The sequence below is a fragment of the Curtobacterium sp. AC272 genome (assembly GCF_979258155.1).
In genome coordinates this window covers 281804-299067 of the sequence record NZ_OZ409838.1, presented here as the reverse complement: position 1 = coordinate 299067, position 17264 = coordinate 281804, and the positions used below count along the sequence as shown (strand labels likewise).

At 71.9% G+C, this 17264-nt stretch carries 23 protein-coding genes; 5 read left to right on the top strand and 18 right to left on the bottom strand.

The genetic code is table 11. The features are described 5' to 3' along the window. Positions 1-25: 25 nt before the first annotated feature. The 7 genes from ACZZ0J_RS01550 to ACZZ0J_RS01520 form a co-directional block, all read right to left on the bottom strand. Positions 26-517, bottom strand: a complete 492-nt coding sequence (locus tag ACZZ0J_RS01550; protein WP_463434352.1) for a GAP family protein — start codon at positions 515-517, stop codon at positions 26-28. Then, positions 447-743 carry a hypothetical protein gene (locus ACZZ0J_RS01545; RefSeq protein ID WP_463434350.1) on the bottom strand — a complete coding sequence of 99 codons (297 nt, stop codon included), beginning with the start codon at positions 741-743 and terminating at the stop codon, positions 447-449. Before ACZZ0J_RS01545 ends, ACZZ0J_RS01550 begins: the two co-directional genes overlap by 71 nt. 78 nt (positions 744-821) lie before the next feature. Then, positions 822-1085 (bottom strand): DUF1269 domain-containing protein, encoded by a 264-nt coding sequence (locus tag ACZZ0J_RS01540; RefSeq protein WP_333926147.1) that lies wholly within the window; start codon positions 1083-1085, stop codon positions 822-824. After that, on the bottom strand, positions 1064-1315 hold the full coding sequence (locus tag ACZZ0J_RS01535) for a hypothetical protein (protein WP_333926148.1): 252 nt from the start codon (positions 1313-1315) through the stop codon (positions 1064-1066). Before ACZZ0J_RS01535 ends, ACZZ0J_RS01540 begins: the two co-directional genes overlap by 22 nt. Before the next feature lie 105 nt (positions 1316-1420). Continuing rightward, positions 1421-1843, bottom strand: a complete 423-nt coding sequence (locus tag ACZZ0J_RS01530; RefSeq protein ID WP_463434347.1) for a hypothetical protein — start codon at positions 1841-1843, stop codon at positions 1421-1423. Between the two features lie 57 nt (positions 1844-1900). Then, positions 1901-2203, bottom strand: coding sequence for an SHOCT domain-containing protein (locus tag ACZZ0J_RS01525; protein ID WP_463434345.1), 303 nt, complete (start codon positions 2201-2203; stop codon positions 1901-1903). Positions 2204-2211: 8 nt separating this feature from the next. Then, the gene (locus ACZZ0J_RS01520; protein ID WP_463434343.1) at positions 2212-2640 is read right to left on the bottom strand and encodes a DUF6325 family protein; all 429 of its coding nucleotides are present in this window, start codon (positions 2638-2640) and stop codon (positions 2212-2214) included. Positions 2641-2819: 179 nt separating this feature from the next. Between ACZZ0J_RS01520 and ACZZ0J_RS01515 the strand changes: the two genes are divergently transcribed. Continuing rightward, entirely contained in the window at positions 2820-3074 is a 255-nt protein-coding gene (locus tag ACZZ0J_RS01515) for a DUF6458 family protein (RefSeq protein WP_463434341.1), read from the top strand. A gap of 17 nt (positions 3075-3091) precedes the next feature. After that, complete coding sequence (locus ACZZ0J_RS01510; protein ID WP_463434339.1) at positions 3092-3754, top strand: GAP family protein; 663 nt, start codon at positions 3092-3094, stop codon at positions 3752-3754. Between the two features lie 114 nt (positions 3755-3868). Here the strand turns inward: ACZZ0J_RS01510 and ACZZ0J_RS01505 are convergent, their stop codons facing one another. Continuing rightward, positions 3869-4804 (bottom strand): AraC family transcriptional regulator, encoded by a 936-nt coding sequence (locus ACZZ0J_RS01505; protein WP_463438121.1) that lies wholly within the window; start codon positions 4802-4804, stop codon positions 3869-3871. A 104-nt stretch (positions 4805-4908) separates the two neighbouring features. Between ACZZ0J_RS01505 and ACZZ0J_RS01500 the strand changes: the two genes are divergently transcribed. After that, positions 4909-5241: a hypothetical protein gene (locus ACZZ0J_RS01500; RefSeq protein ID WP_463434337.1), complete on the top strand. Its 333-nt coding sequence runs from the start codon at positions 4909-4911 to the stop codon at positions 5239-5241. Between the two features lie 41 nt (positions 5242-5282). Here the strand turns inward: ACZZ0J_RS01500 and ACZZ0J_RS01495 are convergent, their stop codons facing one another. After that, positions 5283-5420 carry a hypothetical protein gene (locus ACZZ0J_RS01495; RefSeq protein WP_463434335.1) on the bottom strand — a complete coding sequence of 46 codons (138 nt, stop codon included), beginning with the start codon at positions 5418-5420 and terminating at the stop codon, positions 5283-5285. A gap of 384 nt (positions 5421-5804) precedes the next feature. Between ACZZ0J_RS01495 and ACZZ0J_RS01490 the strand changes: the two genes are divergently transcribed. Continuing rightward, complete coding sequence (locus ACZZ0J_RS01490; RefSeq protein WP_463434333.1) at positions 5805-6641, top strand: alpha/beta fold hydrolase; 837 nt, start codon at positions 5805-5807, stop codon at positions 6639-6641. A gap of 113 nt (positions 6642-6754) precedes the next feature. On the opposite strand, the gene ACZZ0J_RS01485 is transcribed toward ACZZ0J_RS01490, so the two are convergent. Genes ACZZ0J_RS01485 through ACZZ0J_RS01450 form a run of 8 tightly spaced genes read right to left on the bottom strand, consistent with a single transcriptional unit; the run spans position 6755 to position 15571 of the window. Then, positions 6755-8353 (bottom strand): ATP-binding cassette domain-containing protein, encoded by a 1599-nt coding sequence (locus ACZZ0J_RS01485; protein ID WP_463434331.1) that lies wholly within the window; start codon positions 8351-8353, stop codon positions 6755-6757. Further along, positions 8350-9246 carry an ABC transporter permease gene (locus ACZZ0J_RS01480; RefSeq protein WP_463434329.1) on the bottom strand — a complete coding sequence of 299 codons (897 nt, stop codon included), beginning with the start codon at positions 9244-9246 and terminating at the stop codon, positions 8350-8352. The genes ACZZ0J_RS01485 and ACZZ0J_RS01480 overlap by 4 nt, the downstream gene beginning before the upstream one ends. Then, positions 9243-10226, bottom strand: a complete 984-nt coding sequence (locus ACZZ0J_RS01475; RefSeq protein WP_463434327.1) for an ABC transporter permease — start codon at positions 10224-10226, stop codon at positions 9243-9245. Before ACZZ0J_RS01475 ends, ACZZ0J_RS01480 begins: the two co-directional genes overlap by 4 nt. After that, on the bottom strand, positions 10223-11785 hold the full coding sequence (locus tag ACZZ0J_RS01470) for an ABC transporter substrate-binding protein (protein WP_463434325.1): 1563 nt from the start codon (positions 11783-11785) through the stop codon (positions 10223-10225). The genes ACZZ0J_RS01475 and ACZZ0J_RS01470 overlap by 4 nt, the downstream gene beginning before the upstream one ends. A 54-nt stretch (positions 11786-11839) precedes the next feature. Beyond that, positions 11840-12898 carry an NtaA/DmoA family FMN-dependent monooxygenase gene (locus ACZZ0J_RS01465; protein WP_463434323.1) on the bottom strand — a complete coding sequence of 353 codons (1059 nt, stop codon included), beginning with the start codon at positions 12896-12898 and terminating at the stop codon, positions 11840-11842. Then, positions 12895-13161 carry a hypothetical protein gene (locus ACZZ0J_RS01460; protein WP_463434321.1) on the bottom strand — a complete coding sequence of 89 codons (267 nt, stop codon included), beginning with the start codon at positions 13159-13161 and terminating at the stop codon, positions 12895-12897. The genes ACZZ0J_RS01465 and ACZZ0J_RS01460 overlap by 4 nt, the downstream gene beginning before the upstream one ends. After that, positions 13158-14534 (bottom strand): LLM class flavin-dependent oxidoreductase, encoded by a 1377-nt coding sequence (locus ACZZ0J_RS01455; RefSeq protein ID WP_194648766.1) that lies wholly within the window; start codon positions 14532-14534, stop codon positions 13158-13160. Before ACZZ0J_RS01455 ends, ACZZ0J_RS01460 begins: the two co-directional genes overlap by 4 nt. Next, positions 14531-15571 carry an LLM class flavin-dependent oxidoreductase gene (locus ACZZ0J_RS01450; RefSeq protein ID WP_463434318.1) on the bottom strand — a complete coding sequence of 347 codons (1041 nt, stop codon included), beginning with the start codon at positions 15569-15571 and terminating at the stop codon, positions 14531-14533. Before ACZZ0J_RS01450 ends, ACZZ0J_RS01455 begins: the two co-directional genes overlap by 4 nt. Positions 15572-15806: 235 nt before the next feature. On the opposite strand from ACZZ0J_RS01450, the gene ACZZ0J_RS01445 reads away from it, so the two are divergent. After that, positions 15807-16814, top strand: a complete 1008-nt coding sequence (locus ACZZ0J_RS01445; RefSeq protein ID WP_194648764.1) for a helix-turn-helix transcriptional regulator — start codon at positions 15807-15809, stop codon at positions 16812-16814. Positions 16815-17120: 306 nt separating this feature from the next. Here the strand turns inward: ACZZ0J_RS01445 and ACZZ0J_RS01440 are convergent, their stop codons facing one another. Then, complete coding sequence (locus tag ACZZ0J_RS01440; RefSeq protein ID WP_463434315.1) at positions 17121-17264, bottom strand: hypothetical protein; 144 nt, start codon at positions 17262-17264, stop codon at positions 17121-17123.

Genomic DNA, 17264 nt, shown 5'->3' with positions numbered 1-17264 from the left:
CGGTCCTTCCCGGGAGCGGCGATCGTCAGGAGATCAGGGCGGAGACGGCCTTCTGCAGCTGCAGCACACCGATGACCAGGATGAGCGCCGCGTTCAGCACGTTGGTGTGGCCGGCGATCCAGGTGCGCAGGCGCTCGAGGAGCGGTGCCGCAGCGTCCCCACGCGCGAGCACGAAGAACACCGGGACGGCGATCGGTGCGACCCCGACGACCACGAAGGCGATCGCCACGGCGGCGCCCTGCCCGGCGGTCACCGGGGCGCCGGCGATGTCGATGCCGGCGATGATCGCGCACGAGGCGTCGACGGGGTTGACGGCGAAGATGCCGAACCCGAGGGCGAGGGACCGCGCCGGCGTGAACTCGCTGACCTTCTGCAGCCAGCCGGGCAGCTGTGGTGCGGCCGCCGCGACCTGCTCGGGTGTCGACGCCTCGGACATCTTCCGCAGGTCACGGCCGCCCCGTCGGAACACCCAGACCGCGGCGGCGATCAGCCCGAGGGCGATGACCAGCCGGACCACGGCCGTCCAGAGCGGGGTGTCGGTCCGGGGTGGAAGTCGATCGCGGTGAACACCGCGACGGAGACCCCACGACGACGACGGTGGCGAGCAACCAGCCGATGAAGAACGCGAGGCCGTTGGCGCGGTACCGCCGCGAGAGCAGTTCGGCCACCAGGGCCATGATCGCCAGCGGGCTGAGCAGGATCCCGAGCGCCGGCGCGATGAGTCCGACGATGAGCGCACCCATGAGCCCGGTCCTTCCACGATGGGGGTGGCGACGCGCCGCCGACGTCAGGTGTCGGCGGCGCGTCGCCCGGGAGCACGCTCAGCGCGCGCCGGTCATGTCGTGCGCGAGCTCGTGTTCGTCGTCTGCCGACAACGAGGTCTGCACGATGGTCCCGCCGAAGCGGGAGAGGGCTGCACCGAACTTGTCCTCGGTGATCTTCGTGGCGTAGATGACGACCGCGGAACGACCGTCCGCGACGGCGCTCTTCACCCGGTCGCGGAACTCGGCGTTCAGCCCGGTCTTGTCGAGCCCGGCGAACAGCGCGCCGAGCGCACCGCCGATCACCAGTCCGAAGAACGGCACGAAGAACAGGAGTCCGAGGAGGGTGCCGAACAGGGCACCTCCGGCGGCACCGGCCCCGACGTTGCCCGCCGGACCAGGGTCTCGACGTGCGTCTTGCCCTTGTCGTCGACGCGGACGAGTGCGAGGCCGGACAGCTCGACGACGAGGTCGCTCTGCAGTTGCTGGACTTCCTCGTAGGCGGCGACGGCACTGGCGTCGTCGTCGAACGAGATCACGATGAGGTCTGCCATGATCGTTTCCTTTTCGTTGGTGGTGGTCGTCACTCGGAGTAGCGGCTGACCCGGACCGGGCCGGCAGCGTCGAGGATGCGGTGGGCGTCGTCGACGGTCTCGCCGTCACCGTGCACGATCACGAGGTACCGGTCGGCCTTCAGGTCGTCCTCGTACTGCGGGATCTCGTCCTCGGGGACCGCCAGGCCGATGAGTGCGCCGAGACCCGCACCGATGCCGGCACCGACGAGCGTGCTGGCCAGCCACCCGGCGGCAGCGACCCGCGATGCCGGGGAGCCAGACGAACCCGAGCAGCAGCCAACCGGTGAGCGCGCCCCACAGGGCACCCCACCCGCCGAACGTGCCGGCCTCGTTGCCGACCGGGATCCAGCCGTGCACCTTCTTCTCGTCCTTGACGCCCTTGCCGACGATCGAGACGACGTCGTCGCCGTACCCGGCGTCCTTGAGCGCCTTGGCGGCGCCGAGGGCCTCGTCACTCGTGGCGAAGACACCGACGGTCGAGTCGGTGGCGGTGGTCGTGGTGGCCATGGGGGTTCCCTTTCCTCGTGGTTGTCGAACGGTCGTGCTGCAGGTGGTCGGTGTCGGTCATCCGCCGATGAGGCGCTGCTTGGCAGCGGCGAACTCGTCGTCGGACAGGAGGCCCTGCTGCCGGAGCCGACCGAGTCGCTCGAGCTCGCTCAGCAGGTCGGGAGCAGCGGGGACGTCCGCCACGGAGCGTTCCGCTGCGGCGCGTTCCGCTGCGACCCGCTCCGCTGCGGCGCGGTCCTCTGCCGCACGCTCCTCGTGCCCGCGCACCGCATCGCCGACCGCCGACGCGGTCCCGGCCACGACCGCGGTCCGTGCAGCGAGCCCGAGCAGGCCGGGTCGGCCGAATCGTCGGAACGGCATGGTGTCTCCTACCCGATGTGCGCCGAAGCGGCGAGGTCGTTGAGTTCCGGTGCGGGGACGCGTGCGCTCCAGAGCAGCTGGCCCCCGCTGTCGGCGAACCGCTCCGCCAGGTCCTTGGCCCAGAGCTGCTCGATCACGACGATCGCGGCCGAGGTCCCGGGCACGAGCGTGTCCGCGACCTGGTCGACGTCGTCGTTGGCGGTCAGCCCGCGGGCTTCGAGGGCGACCGAGCCCGGCGTGCCGGTCCTGGTCACGTCATCGAGCTCGCGGACGTGGACGGTGCCGTCCTCGGCCCGGCTGATGAGCAGCAGGTCGAGGACCCGGACCGTCTCGGCGTCCGTCAGGTCGACGAGCGCGCCGAGCACGGCGTCGTCGGGCAGCTCGCCCTGGAACGAGACGACGAACACCTCGGCCGGGCCGTACGTGAAGGTGGTCACGGTGCCTCCCCTGTGGTCATGGCACCAGGTGTAGCCGCGCCGGAACGGGTCGGGCACCACCCTGAGCGGGTGATCTGGCACGCCTCCGCAGATCACCCGGGGCGGGTGATGCACCGCCGGCACCGGCCGTCGATCGTTGCGTCCATGAACCCCGTGACAGCACGACCCGCGGTGACACCGTGAGCATCGGCGGTGGGATCTTCCTGCTCGTCGTCGGCGCGATCATGGCGTTCGCGTTCGACTTCACGGTCGTCGGCATCGACATCCAGCTCATCGGCTACATCCTGATGGTCGCCGGTTCCCTGGTCCTCGTGCTGGGGATCGTCCTCCGGCTCCGGCCGCGCCGTGCCACGACGAGCGTCGTCACCGAGATCGACCCCGTGACCGGACAGCGTGTCGTCCGCCGGGTCGACGAGGACGACCGAGGGGTCTGACCGGCACCGTGCTCGCCGTGATCGGCCAGCTGCTGCCCCTCGCCATCGCCGGTGCGCTGAGCTCCGTCCCCATCGCCGCGGTGCTCACCCTGCTGCTCGGCGGTCGCGGCCTCGGTCCGGCCGTCCTGTTCGCCGTCGGCTCGGTGACCGGGGTCTTCGTGGTCACGGTCGCCGCGACCGCGCTGCTCGGCCGTGTCCTCGTCGTGGACCTGCCGGCGACGGCATCACCGGGCCTCGGCCTGGGTGAGTGCCTGCTCGGGGTCGTCTCGGTCCTCGCCGCAGGGGTCGTCTTCCGGCGCCCCGCCACAGCGGGACCGAGCCGGACGAGCGCACTCCTGACGGCGGCAGTCGGCACCGTCCGACCCGCCGTTGCGCTCGCCGTGGGTACCGTGCTCGCGCTGCGCCCGAAGGCCCTGCTCCTGGCGTCCGGCGTCGGCATCGTGCTCGCCCCCGCGGAGCTGCCGGCGGTGCCGTCGACCGTCCTCGTCGGGGCGAGCACCCTGCTGATGACGGCCACGGTGACGGGGCCGATCGTCTTCGCGCTGGTCGGCGGGGAACCGGCCCGCGCGGACCTGGAGCGGTTCCGCACCTGGCTGCGGCACAACTCGCGCGCCGTGACCGTCGTCGTCCTCGTGCTCGTCGGCGCGGTCCTGGTCGGCGACGGCCTCGGACGGCTCTGACGCCCCACGCACGAGCCGTCGGGCGGCCGCCGCCGACGACCGACCGCCGATCGCCGATCGCCGACGACGACCGACCACCGGCCGACTGCCGGCCGACCGCAGACCGCCGGCTCGCTACTCCCGCGCCGCCAGCGCCGTCTGCCGCGGCAGCTCCCCGAACTCCTGCCGGTAGCTCCCCGCGAACCTGCCCAGGTGCGCGAACCCCGTCGCCCGGGCGATCTCGGCGACGCTGCGGTCGTCGCCCGCCTCGAGCTGCTCCCGGGCGAGCAGGAGCCGGATCCGACGCAGGTACATCGTCGGCGTGATGCCGTGGTGCCGCTGGAACGCCGCCTGCACCCCGCGGACGCTCAGACCCGCGGCCTCGGCGACGTCGTTGACGGTGATCTGCTCGGTCGCGTGGTCGAGCAGGAACGTCTCGGCACGGGCGAAGCGCGCGGTCGACGCCATCACCGGTTCGTGCTGTCCCACCGGCCAGTGCGGGATCGCGGTCAGCAAGCCACCGGCGGCGAACCGGGCGAGCTCGCGCTCCCGTTCGAGCGGCACGTCCGTCGGACCCTGCAGGACCTCCTGCGCGACCGACCGGACCATGAGCCACCAGGCGGCGAGCGGCGCCCCCTCTGGTACGTGTCGGGGACGGAACTCCAGCGGACCCGGAGCCCAGTCACCGCGCTCGGCGGCGACCTGCTCGACGATCGTCCGGTCGATGCGCAGCACGTCGTGCTGGAAGTCCACCCACCGGAACCGCTGGGGATCCTGTCGGTAGAGCACCGGGCGGCCGATCTGCACCGGGTTGTCGTCGACGAGCGCCGAACCGGACTTCACCCAGACGATCATCATCGCCCGTCCGGGCTCGACCGCGCCGCTCAGGGTGCCCGTGCACCGCGTCGACTCGAGCGAGAGCAGGGAGGTGCCCCGCACGCGTTCCTCGAAGACGAAGCCCGCACCGGTCGCCTCGACGGTCAGACCGTGGGTCACGTGGGTCACCGACAGCGCCTCGGCCGCGACCGACGGCTCGTCTGTCCTGATCTCCCGCTGCGTGCGGTGCATCATCTCGGGCACGTCATGATCCTCGCGACATGTCGGCATCCGCGCAACGCACGACGCGCCGGGTTTCCTGGACGACGACCAGCATCCGCGCGTTTGACTGATGCGACATGAAGTACATCCAGTACGACCGCTCCACGATCCTGACCAGCGACGACGTCGCCGACGCGGTGATCGAGTACGCCGCTGCGCTCGCCGGGGGCAGCCGCGCCGACGCGATCGCGATCCCGACGGTGGCGGAGGACGGCACGATGACGACCACGAAGATGCTCATCGGCCCGTCGAGCGAGATCGTGGTCGCCGACGCGGACGAGGACGAGCTCGAGGTCGAGAACGGTGAGTTCGTGGAACGCCTGCGTGCTGCAGCGCGGACGTTCGAGCACCCCGAGACGATCCACGCCGACACCCGCTCGGACCTGACGGGCGACGGACCGGTCGCCTGACCGCAGCGCGGTCGGAGCGACGCGCACCGCGCGCACCGCGCTCATCGCCCGAGGTCGGTCGGGAACCTGCTGGCGTCGACCGCCAGGACGGCCTCGGTCCGCCGGCGCATCTCGGCCAGGAACGCCCCACCCTCGGGTTCCAGGTCGTCGTCGGGCGCCGGCTCCAGGGCGACCGCCACCGCGGAGTGCGAGCAACAGCTCGACCGTGCTGGCCGCGCCGAACTCGTCGGTCGTCGGGACCGACACGACGTCGCTCAACCGGCTCTGGTGCAGGGCGGCCGCGTACCGGATCACCGCGTCGGCGACCGTGTCGCCGGTCAGGACCCGGACGGTCCCCGCGTAGTTGACGTACTTCATCGGTGCTCCCTCGTGACGAGGGGCATCCGCCGCGGTGACGGTTCCCTGATCCTGCTGGACAGTAGGCCGCGGCCGCCGCGCGCGTCACAGACAGCGACGCCGGAGACGGCGCCGAGGGCCTGTCCACTCCGCGCTGTCGCTCGGGATCCCGCTGGTAGCAACGAGGTGCGTGCCGCCACCCGTGCGGCGCGGGAAGGAAGCGACTCTTGACCGAGATCACCGCCCACCACGGGCTCTTCAAGGACACGAACCTGCACGTCGACGACACCGGCGGCTCCGGCCGCACCGTCGTCCTGATCCACGGCTGGCCGCTGTCCGGCGAGTCCTGGAGCAAGCAGGTCCCGGCGTTCGTCGACGCCGGACACCGCGTCGTCACCTACGACCGCCGCGGATTCGGTCGCAGCGACAAGCCGAAGACCGGCTACGACTACGACCACCTCACCGAGGACCTGCACACGATCCTCACCGAGCTCGACCTGCAGGACGTCACCCTCGTCGGCTTCTCGATGGGCGGCGGCGAGGTCGCCCGCTACTTCTCGAAGTACGGCACCGAGCGGCTGCACAGCGTCGTCTTCGCCTCCGCAGTGCCGCCGTACCTGCTGCAGACGTCGGACAACCCGGACGGCCCGCTGCCGAAGGAGCAGGCGGCCGAGATGACCGCCGGCCTGACGAAGGACGAGGACGCGTTCTACGACCAGTTCACGACCGACTTCTTCTCGGTGGACGGCACCGTGGTCGTCTCCGAGGAGGACCGGCAGCAGGCACTCACGCTCGCGAAGCAGGCGTCGAAGACCGCCGCGCTCGAGGCGATGGCGTCCTTCGCGAACACCGACTTCCGTGACGACCTGCCGAAGGTCACCGTGCCGACGCTCGTCATCCACGGTGACGGCGACGCGACCGTGCCGTACGAGGGCTCGGGGGCCCGCACGCACGCCGCGATCGCCGGCTCCGAGCTGCACGTCGTGGCCGGCGGCCCGCACGGCGTCAACGTCAGCCACCCGGACGAGTGGAACCGCGTGGTGCTGGCGTTCCTCGCGAAGTAGCGCGGAACGCTCAGCGTCCGCGGCGGTGAACGCGACCGACAGGCGGACGGGAGGCCCGTGGCGGACCCGCCACGGGCCTCCAGTCCGCCCTGTGCGCAGGTCTCGGGCCCCACTCAGGCCGCGGGAGCCACCAGACCGGCGCGCCGGCGCAGGTCGAGCGCGGCCGCGACGAGCTCGCGGGTGCGCGGGTGCGCGCCCGCGTCGAACAGCCGCTCCGCAGGGCCCACGTCGACCACGCGACCACCGTCGAAGACCGCGATGCGATCGGCGACCCGGCGCACGACGGCGAGGTCGTGCGAGATGAACACGCAGGTCGTGCCGGTGGTGCGCTGCAGGTCGAGCACCAGATCGAGGATCCGCGCCTGCACCGAGACGTCGAGGGCGGACGTGGGTTCGTCGCACACCACCAGCGGCACCGGTCCGGCGAACGCCCGGGCGATGGCCACGCGCTGCTTCTGCCCGCCGGACAGCTGGGCCGGCCGGCGGTCGAGGACGTCGGCGGGCAGCCCGACCCGCGCAGCGAGCTGCTCGGCGGTGCCGTCGCCGTGCAGTAGCCGGATCGCCCGTCCGAGCACCTGTCGGACCGTCCGTCGCGGGTTGAGCGAGGCGTCGGCGTTCTGGAACACGACCTGCACGGGTGGGGTGCCGGTCGGCGTCCGGTCGCCCGCGTCCAGCGTGACCGTGCCGTCGTGTCGGACCAGTCCGGCGAGGGCTCGCCCGAAGGTCGTCTTGCCGGAGCCGGACTCCCCCACGACGCCCAGCACCTCACCGCGGCGCAGCTCGAGGTCGATGCCGTCGAGGGCGACGGCGCCGTCGTACTCCTTGCGGAGGCCCTTGATCGTCGCGAGCACGTCGTGCTGCGCGGTGTCGGCCGACGTGTCGGCCTTGCCCGCCGTTCCTGCCTTGCCCGTCGTGATGTCGGGCAGGGCGTCGACGAGCTGCTTCGTGTACGGCTCGGTGGGGTGGAGCAGCACCTGGGTCGCGGTGCCCTCCTCGACGAGCACCCCGTGGCGGAGCACCCCGACCCGGCCGCAGTGCGCGGCGACCAGCGGCAGGTTGTGGCTGATGAGCAGGGTCGCGAAGCCGATCTCGGTCCGGAGCTCGTCGATGAGCGCCATGATGCCCGCCTCGACCGTGCTGTCCAGGCCGGTGGTGGGTTCGTCGAGCACGAGCAGGCGCGGACGGGCCACCAGGGCCATCGCGATCGCGACGCGCTGCTGCTGACCGCCGGACAGCTCGTGCGGGTACCGCACGCCGATCGTCGTCGGTGACGGCAGCCCGACCCGTGTGAACGCCTCGATCGTCGCGGTGTCCGCAGCCGCGCGGCCGGAGCCCGTGGCGCGCAGGACCTCGGCGACCTGGCGTCCGACCGTCATCGTCGGGTTGAGGGCGAGGCCGGGTTCCTGGTGGACGACCGCCACGACGTCGCGCCGGAACCGCCGGAGACGCTCACCGCGCAGGGACGCGACGTCGACGCCGTCGACGACCAGCGCCGACGACCCGACGGCGGCGTCCGGGCCGAGCGACGCCGTCAGCGTGCCGGCCACGGTGCTCTTGCCGGAGCCGGACTCGCCCACGAGCCCGTACGAGCCACCGGGCTCGATCACGAACGCGACCTCGTCGACCACCCGGGTGCCGCGGTACGACACGGTGAGCCCCTCGACGCGGACCAGTGCGTCGGTCGTGCCGGTGGTCCGGGGCTGCCCGCTCACTCGGAGACCTCCTTGAGGTTGTCGGCGATCAGGTTCGCGGACACGACGATCGACGCCACGGCGACACCCGGGAACACGACCGTCCACCACGCGGCCTGCAGGTAGGCGCGGTTCGCGTTGATGTCGAGCCCCCAGTCGGCGGCCGGTGGTTGCGAACCGAGCCCGAGGAACGACAGCGACGCGGTGATGAAGATCGCGGCACCGAGACTCAGGACCGCCTGGATCACGAAGACCCCGATCACGTTCGGCAGCAGCTCCGTGACCATCGCCCGGGCGGCGCTCTCGCCCTGCAGCCGTGCGGCCTGGACGTAGGACTTGCCCATCTCGACGAGCACCGCGGCCCGGACGATCCGCGCGATGCCCGGCGCGAAGAGCACGCCGACGATGAGGACGAGCGCGGGCGTCGACACCCCGAACGCACCGACGAGGACGACCAGGAAGATCAGGCTGGGCAACGCGAGCAGCACGTCGAAGAACCGCATCAGGGCGGTGTCGACCCAGCCGCGGTGGTAGCCGGCGAGCAGGCCCAGGGTGCCGCCGACGACGGTCGCCAGCGCCGCGCCGAACGGGCCGATGACGAGCGCCGGCCGGGCCCCGGCGGCGACGCGGGCGAAGACGTCGCGGCCGAGCGAGTCGGTGCCGAACCAGTGCGCGGCGCTCGGCCCTTGCAGGAGCTCGCCGGTGCGGGCGAAGGGCTGCAGGCCGAGCAGGTGCCAGCCCACGGCCAGGGCGACCCACCAGAGCAGGATCGCCACGGAGACCAGGAACGTGGGACGCCGGAGCAGTCCGCGCCACCCGCGGCGGGTGACCCGTGCGGTGCCCGTGCTGGTCGACGCCGACGGCCGACCGGCGAGCCCGTCGGTCTCGACGGCACCGGGGACGACGGCGGTCATGCGGTGGCCGCCCGTTCGAAGCGGATCCGGGGATCGACCACCACGAACAGCAGGTCGGTGAGCAGGAGCGCGCCGAGCGAGAGCGCCCCGGCGAGCATCACCCCGCTCTCGAGCAGCAGGGCGTCCTTGCGCTCGGCGGCCGACACGAGCAGCGCGCCGAGGCCCGGGTAGGAGAACAGGGTCTCCACGATGACGCTGCCGCCGAGCAGAGTGCCGAGGTAGATGCCGAGCACCGAGAACGTCGGGATGAGCGCGTTCCGGACGACGTGCCGGCGGACGACCTGACCGGTCGTCAGGCCCTTGAGCACGGCGGTGCGGTGGAACTGCGACCGGATCGTCTCGATCGTCCCCGCACGCACCATCCGGGTCAGGACGGCGAGGTACGCCAGGGCGAGCACCACGGCGGGCAGCGTGAGCACCCGGAGCCGCTCGCCGAACCCGGCGTCAAGCGCACCGGACGCCTGCACCGGCACCACCCGCAGCCAGACCGCGAAGACGAGCAGCAGCACGATCCCGACGACGAACTCCGGCACTGCCGAGATCGTCAGCAGCCCGACCGTGACGGCCCGGTCGGAGCGGCGACCCTGCCGGTACGCCTGCACGGCACCGAGCGTGATCGCGACCGGCACCATGATGACGAACGCGTACGCACCGAGCAGCAGGGAGTTGCCGAGACGGCCGAGCACCAGGTCGCGGACCGGCTCGGAGTAGACGAAGCTCGTGCCCCAGTCCCCCGTGACGAACCCGCTGATCCAGTGCAGGTACCGGCTGACGAGGGACCCGTCGAGCCCGTGGTCGACGTTCCACGCGCGCACCTGCGCCGCCGTCGCGTACTGCCCGAGGGCGTTCCGGCCCGGGTCACCCGGCACGACCTGGACGAGCCAGAACGTCAGGACGGAGACCACGACCAGGACGAGCGGGATCTGGACGACCCGTTGCCCGACCAGGGTCAGCAGACGACGGCGGCGCGCGGTGCTCATGACGCGGTGACCCCGATGCCCCGGAAGTCGAACCCGCCCGGGAAGTCCTGCCCCGACCGGAAGGTGCCCGTGACGCGCTTCTGCAGCAGGATGCTGCTCGACGCGAACGCGGGGACGATCACGGGCAGGTCGGTCCACTCGATCTCGGCGATCTGGTTCGCCAGGTCCTGCCGCTCCGACTCGTCGGTCGTCGACTCGTACCGGTCGGTCAGCTGCTCGAGCTCCGGGCTCGAGTACTTCGAGGCGTTCCAGACGGCGCCGTCGCGGTAGATCAGGTCGACGTACTGCGCGGGCAGGCGCTGCGCCCAGTTCGTGATCGTCACCGGGGCGTTCAGCCACGGGGTGTCGTCGCCGTCGGCGTAGTACTGCGCGCTCGTCAGCACCTTGAGGGTGACGTCGAACCCGCCGACCGCCTCGAGCTGCTGCTGCACCACCTGGGCGAGGGCCTTCTCGGCGTCGAGCGTCGTGATCTCGAAGGAGACCGTCTTGCCGCCGAGCAGGTCCGCTACCTTCGCCTTGTCCTGCTCGCGCTGCTGGAGTCCCTTCGGCTGGATCGCCGAACTCGGGAAGAACGTGGTGTCGTTGCCGACCTCGGCGGCTCCGCCGTAGACCGTCTTGACGATCTCCTCGCGGTCGAGCGCGAGGGCGAAGGCCTCACGGACCTTCGGGTCGTCAAAGGGCGCCTTGGTGACGTCGAGGAAGATGCCGTCGAACTTGTTGAAGTACGGCTCGGTCTCGGTGTAGTCCGAGGCCCGCAGCGTCGACGTCGCAGTGGGGCTGGCGGCGATCTGGTCGATCTCCCCGCTCTGGAACGCGAGCAGCTGGGCCTGGTCGTCGGCGTAGAACTTCACGTCGACCTGCTGCAGCTCCACGTCCTTCGCGTCCCAGTAGTCCGGGTTCTTCGTGAACGTGGCGCCCTGGCCGGCCGAGTACTTCGTCAGCACGAACTGTCCGGCGCCGACGGGCTGCTTGGCCCAGTTCGCGCCGGCGTCGAAGCCGGCCGGCTGGATGGTCGTGTTCGAGCCCGTGAGCAGGTAGGGGAAGTCGGCGTACGGCTTGGCGAGCGTGAAGTCGATCGTCGAGGCACCGTCGGCGGCGACCGACTGCAGGATGCCGTCGAAGCTCGACTTGCCGGGCGACTGGCTGTCCTTGCCGATGATCGAGTCGAACGTCGCGACGACGTCCTTGCTCGTGAGGGCGGCACCGTCGGAGAACTGCAGGTCGTCGCGGAGCTGCACCGTCCAGGTGCGTCCGTCGGACGATGCCTTCCACGAGTCGGCCAGACGGCCCTCGAGCTTGCCCTTCGCGTCCTGGCTGAGCAGTCCCTCGGACGCCAGCCCCACGATGAACATCGCGTTGTAGTCCGAGGTGGTGAGGGGGTTGATCGTGCTGTCGGGCTCCTGGAGTCCGAGCGTGTAGGTGCCGGTGTCCGAGGACGATCCGGGCGAGGCGTCGCCGCCGGACGAGCACGCGGCGAGCGTGAGGGCGAGGGCGGACGCGGTGGCCGCGAGGGCGAGGCGCTTGAGGCGACGCCGCCGCGACGTGAGGTCGACGGTCACGGATGACTCCTAGGGGTTCGGGATGCAGGGTGCGGTGCTGGGAGGGTGGAGCGGTCAGCGGTGCGCGCGGTCCGGCACCCGGGGGTGGCCGAAGCGCTCGCGCAGGGTGAGGTCGTCGTACGCCGTGGCGGTCCGGCCGCGGCGCTGCAGTTCCGGCACGACGTGGTCGACGAACCGGTCGATCCCGCCGGGCAGGTACGGGAACTGCACGATGAAGCCGTCGGCGCCACCGTCGTCGGCGAGCTCCTCGAACCGGTCGGCGATCTCCGGTCCGGTGCCCGTCAGCAGGCTCCGGCGGTACGACCACGCGTAGACGTCGCGGGGCGTCGCCGGGCCGTCGGCGAGCAGCCGTTCGACCGCGGGCTTCGGCGAGCGGGTCTCGTTCGAGGTGTCGAACTCCTCGGCGTAGTCGAACGGCACGTCGACGTCGCGGCCGGACAGGTCCTGCCCGATCTGGTGCGACACGTCCTCGAGGATGAGGGCGTCCGGCGTCAGGGCGAGGATCGCGTCCGCCTCCGCTCGGGCGTCGGCGGCGGTCTCCCCCACGACCGGCATCACCGACGGCATGATCTTCACCGCGTCGGCGGAGCGGCCGTGCCGGACGGTGCGGGCGCGCAGGTCGTCGACGAAGCGTCGGACGTCCGCGGTGGAGCCACCACGGGTGAACACCGCGTCGGCCGTGTCCGCGGCGAGTTCCAGCCCGGACTCGGACCCGCCGGCCTGGAACAGCAGCGGGTGGCCCTGCGGCGGCCTGGCGGTGTTCAGCGGCCCGCGCACCCGGAAGAACTCGCCCTCGTGGTCGAGACGGTGCAGGCCGTCGCGGCGCGCGAAGACCCCGGACGCCGGGTCGGCCACGATCGCGTCGTCGTCCCAGCTGTCCAGCAGACCGTTCACGACGTCGACGAACTCGCGACCGCGCTCGTACCGCCGGGAGTGGTCGATGTGGGCGTCACCACCGAAGTTGCGGGCCTCTTCGTCGTAACGACTCGTGACGAGGTTCCACGCGGCTCGCCCACCGCTGAGGTGGTCGAGCGAGGCGAGGGTCCTGGCCACGTGGTACGGCTCGTTGTACGTCGTCGACACGGTCGCGGCGAGGCCGATCCGCGACGTCACCTGGGACAGCGCGGCGAGCAGCGTGAACGGTTCGGCCGCAGCGCACCGTAGTGGTCGACGCCCGACGGGTACCGGTCCCAGAAGTACAGGCCGTCGGCGAGGAAGAGCGTGTCGAACACCCCGCGCTCGGCGGTCTGCGCGATGTGCCGGTGGTGCCGGATGCTCAGGTGCTCGGCGGGACGCGAGGACGGGTGCCGCCACCCGGTGACGTGCGCGCCTCCCGGGTGGAAGGCGAAGGCGCCCAGCAGGATGCGGTCGCTCACGCGGACGCCTCCTGGTCGACAGCCGCTGGCGCGGGCGCGGCTGCCGAACCGTCGTACCGGCTCGCCGGTCGCGCCAGCCCGAGGTGCTCCCGCAGGGTGTCGCCGCGGTACGCGCGGTCGTACACGCCACGACGTTCGAGCTCCGGCACCACCTGGTCGACGAACCGGTCGACGCTCACCGGGATCGACGAGAACGCGAGCATGTAGCCGTCGGCGGCGTCCTGCTCGTAGCGCTCGGTCAGCCAGTCGGCGATCTGCTCGGGCGTGCCCGGCAGGAACCGACGGCGCAGGATCGTCCGGTAGACCTCGCGCAGCGTGGTGGCCTCGGCAGCGATGCGGCGGATCGACTCGTAGACGGACTTCGACTGGTTGATCGCCGTCTCGTCGAAGACGTGCTCGAACGGTGCGTCGAGCGGCCGGTCGGACAGGTCGGTCTGCAGGTAGTGGGACAGCAGGTCGAGCGAGACGCGGTCCGGTGTCAGCTCCTCGATCTCGTCGAGCTGCCGCAGCGCGTCGGCCTCGGTGTCGCCGATCACCGGCGACACCGCCGGCAGGATCAGCATCGACGACGCGTCACGTCCGTGCTCGACGGCGCGGCGCTTGTAGTCGGCGTACAGGGCCTGTGCGTCGGCGAGGTCGTCCTGCCAGAGGGTGAAGACGCCCTCGGCCTTCGCACCGGCCAGCGCACGGCCGGCCTCGGACGCCCCGGCCTGGAACAGCACCGGGTGGGCCTGCGGCGGCCGGGCGATGTTGAGCGGCCCGCGTACGCGGAAGAACTCGCCCTCGTGGTCGAGCACGTGCAGTCCGTCGCGCTTCGCGAAGTACCCGGACTCCTGGTCGTACAGGAACGCGTCGTCGTCCCAGCTGTCCCAGAGGCCCTGCACGACGTCGACGAACTCGGCACCCCGGCGGTAGCGGACGGCGTGGTCGAGGTTCGCGTCGCGACCGAAGTTCCAGGCCTCTTCGTCCGAGGCGCTCGTCACGAGGTTCCAGGCGGCCCGGCCCTCGCTCAGGTGGTCGATCGACGCCAGCTTCCGGGCCACGTGGTACGGCTCGTTGTAGGTGGTCGAGACCGTCGCGGCGAGCCCGATGTGCTCGGTCCGCTGCGACAGGGCACCGAGCAGGGTGAAGGGCTCGGTGCGGATGTTCACGGCGTGGTCGATGCCCGACGCGAAGCGGTCCCAGACGTACAGCTCGTCGGCGATGAACAGCGTCGCGAACCCACCGCGCTCGAGCGTCTGCGCGAACCGGACGTAGTACTCGACGTCCAGGTAGGCGTCCGGTTCGCTGCCCGGCAGGCGCCAGCTCGTGACGTGCTCGCCGCCGGGGTAGAAGACCATCCCGCCGAGCACCAGGCCGCCGTCGCGGGTCATGCCGTCACCGCCTCGTGGGCCAGGACGGCGCCGAGCTGCGGGGCCACCTGTTCGGCGAACAGCGCGAGGGCGTCCGTCCGTGCACCGACGTCGGAGTAGCCGTCGTCGACCTGCACGTTGAGCTGCGTCGTGTACCGGGAGTACGGCTTCGACGCGATCGACTCGGCGATGTCGTCGGCCGTGCCGTAGTGCAGGTTGAGCGACGCGGCCTTCTCGGCCAGGGTCGTCGCCGGCGGCAGGAACGACTCGCCCCACGCGTACTTCGCCTCGATGCCCGCACGCGCCTCGCGCAGCGCGGTGTCGCGGTCCGGGGCCGGGTAGATCGCCGTCGAGAGTGCGACCCGGGGAACAGCGTCGTCCGGCAGCGCGGCGTAGTAGGCGTCCGCGGTGACCTCGGCCGGCACGGTCTGCGTGGTGCCGATCAGCACCCCGTGCCCCCGACGGGCGGCGATGGCGGCGCTCTCGGCGCTGAGCGTGGCGTCCCAGATCCGGTCGAGCAGCCCGCTGCCGTCCGGGTTCAGGCGTGCGGTCCCCGTGCCGAGTGACGCACCACGCAGCGCGTCGAGCAGCCGTGCGAGCTGCTCGTCGAACGCGTCACGACGGGTGTCGTGGTCGGCCCCGACCAGACCGGGCGCGAAGACGTCGAGGGTCTCCGGGCCGCCACCGTTCGCGACGCCGAGTTCCACGCGTCCGTCGCTGATCGCGTCGAGGACGGCAGCGTCCTCCGCGACCCGGACCGGGTCCTCGTGCGGCAGCGTGACCGCTCCGAGCCCGAGGCGCAGGGTGGACGTCCGCTCGGCGAGGGCCGCGAAGAACACGAACGGTGACGGCAGTCCGCCGCGCGCCGGTGCGTCGTCGTGTCGGAAGTGGAACTGGCGGACCCAGGCCCCGTCGTACCCGAGGCGTTCCGCCGCGGTGAACAGCTCGAGCTCCTCGCGGTAGGCCCGGGTCGCCGGCGGCGCCTCGGTGCCGTGCGAGAACACCGCGATCCGCAACGGCACCGTGGCCGCGCGGGCGGTGCGTTCGACGTGCGTCATGCAACACTCCCTCGTCAGTGGAGCGATGCAAACACGAGCGGGCGACGCGCACGAGCGTCGACGTAACGGGACGCAGTGATTCGTCACGGAACGTAGGAGAGCGCGCACCGCGCGGGACAGGAGCATGATCACCGCTCTTGTGCCCGGAGCAGGACCGACGTAGCTTTGCGGCAGCTGCCCCGGACCCCGGTCGCCGGAACTCCTGTGTTCCTCGAGACGATCAGGGATATTCACCGTGCCGCAGCAATCCGTCGACGAGACGTCATCCGCGAACACCACCGAGCAGACCACCGTGACCGCGGTTGCTCCGGTCCGCCTGGAGGCCTCGGCGTCCTCGCCCGAGCAGGCCCTCGAGCAGTTGCCGGGCCTCGTCACGGGCACCTCCTGGCAGACCCGTCCGACCACCGGGGCGTACTCGTTCCGGTACCTGGCCGTCGGTGACGGCAACGTGACGCTCCGCCGGTCGCAGATGCGCGGCTACGTCCGCGGCACCGTGGCCCCCGACGACGCGTACGTCGTCGTCCTGGTGCTCGGCGGCGTCGTCACGCTCGACCTCCTGCGCGGCGGCGGGCCGGTCGACAACGGCGTGCCGGCGCTGATGCCCACCGAACGACGCGCCGTGGTCGAGGCCAGCAACCACGACGCCGTCATGGTGCACCTCACCCGCGCGTTCGTGCGGTCCGTCGCCGAGGAGCGCCACGGCCTGCCCTCCGGCGGCCTGCACCTCGACGAGCGCGCGGTCCCCGCAGCGGACGCCGTCGTGCGCTGGCGGCAGGTCCTCGAGTCCGCTCGTCGGGTCCTCGCGGCGCAGGGCGTGGCCTCCACCGCGTGGTCGGACGCCACCCGGGCCGTCGCCGTCGCCTTCCTCGCCCTGTACCCGCCGAAGGCCGCCGAACCGTCGAGCGCCCTGTGGGCACCGCGGAACGCCCGGATCCGGCGAGCGGTCGACCACGTGCACGAGCACGCGGCGGAACCCATCGCCGTGTCGGACCTCGCCGCGGTGTCCGGCTTGAGCGTCCGTGCCGTGCAGGAGTCGTTCCAGCGGCTGTTCGGGATGCCGCCGTCGGCCTACGTCCGGTCCGTCCGGCTCCAGCGCGTCCGGGGCGACCTGCTGCGACTCGACACCGCGACCACCTCGGTGAGCGAGGTCGCCCGCAGCTGGGGGTTCGCCCACCTCGGCCGGTTCTCGGCGGAGTACACGAGCCGCTACGGCGAGTACCCGAAGGCCACGCTGCACCGGTGACCCGTGCGCTGCCGGACCGCGTGCCCTGGGCGGGGCCGACGGGCGGACGGGAGGCGCGGGGCGGGCCCGCACCGCGCCTCCCGTCCGTCAGGTCGTCCCGTCCACCGCCCTGACGGACGTCACGCAGACGGCGTCGCGTCGAGCGCGATGACCGCGACCTGGACCACCGCGTCGTCCGGCATGTCCGGGTAGTAGTTGGCGCGCAGCTGCCCGGCGAAGTCGACCATGTCGGTGTCGGCCGGCTGGTGCGCCGCCCGAGGGTGAGCTCCGCCAGGCGGTGGTCGGTCACCTCGGTGACCTGGCCGGTCAACGGCGTCGCCGAGGGTGCTCGTCGAAGACGAACACCGCGGGGCCGGTGCGGACGTCCTCGTGCCAGCGCACCGTCGTGACCTTCTCGCCGCGCTGGACGGCGTCGTGGTGCTTCTGGTGGAAGTGGATCGTCTGGGACAC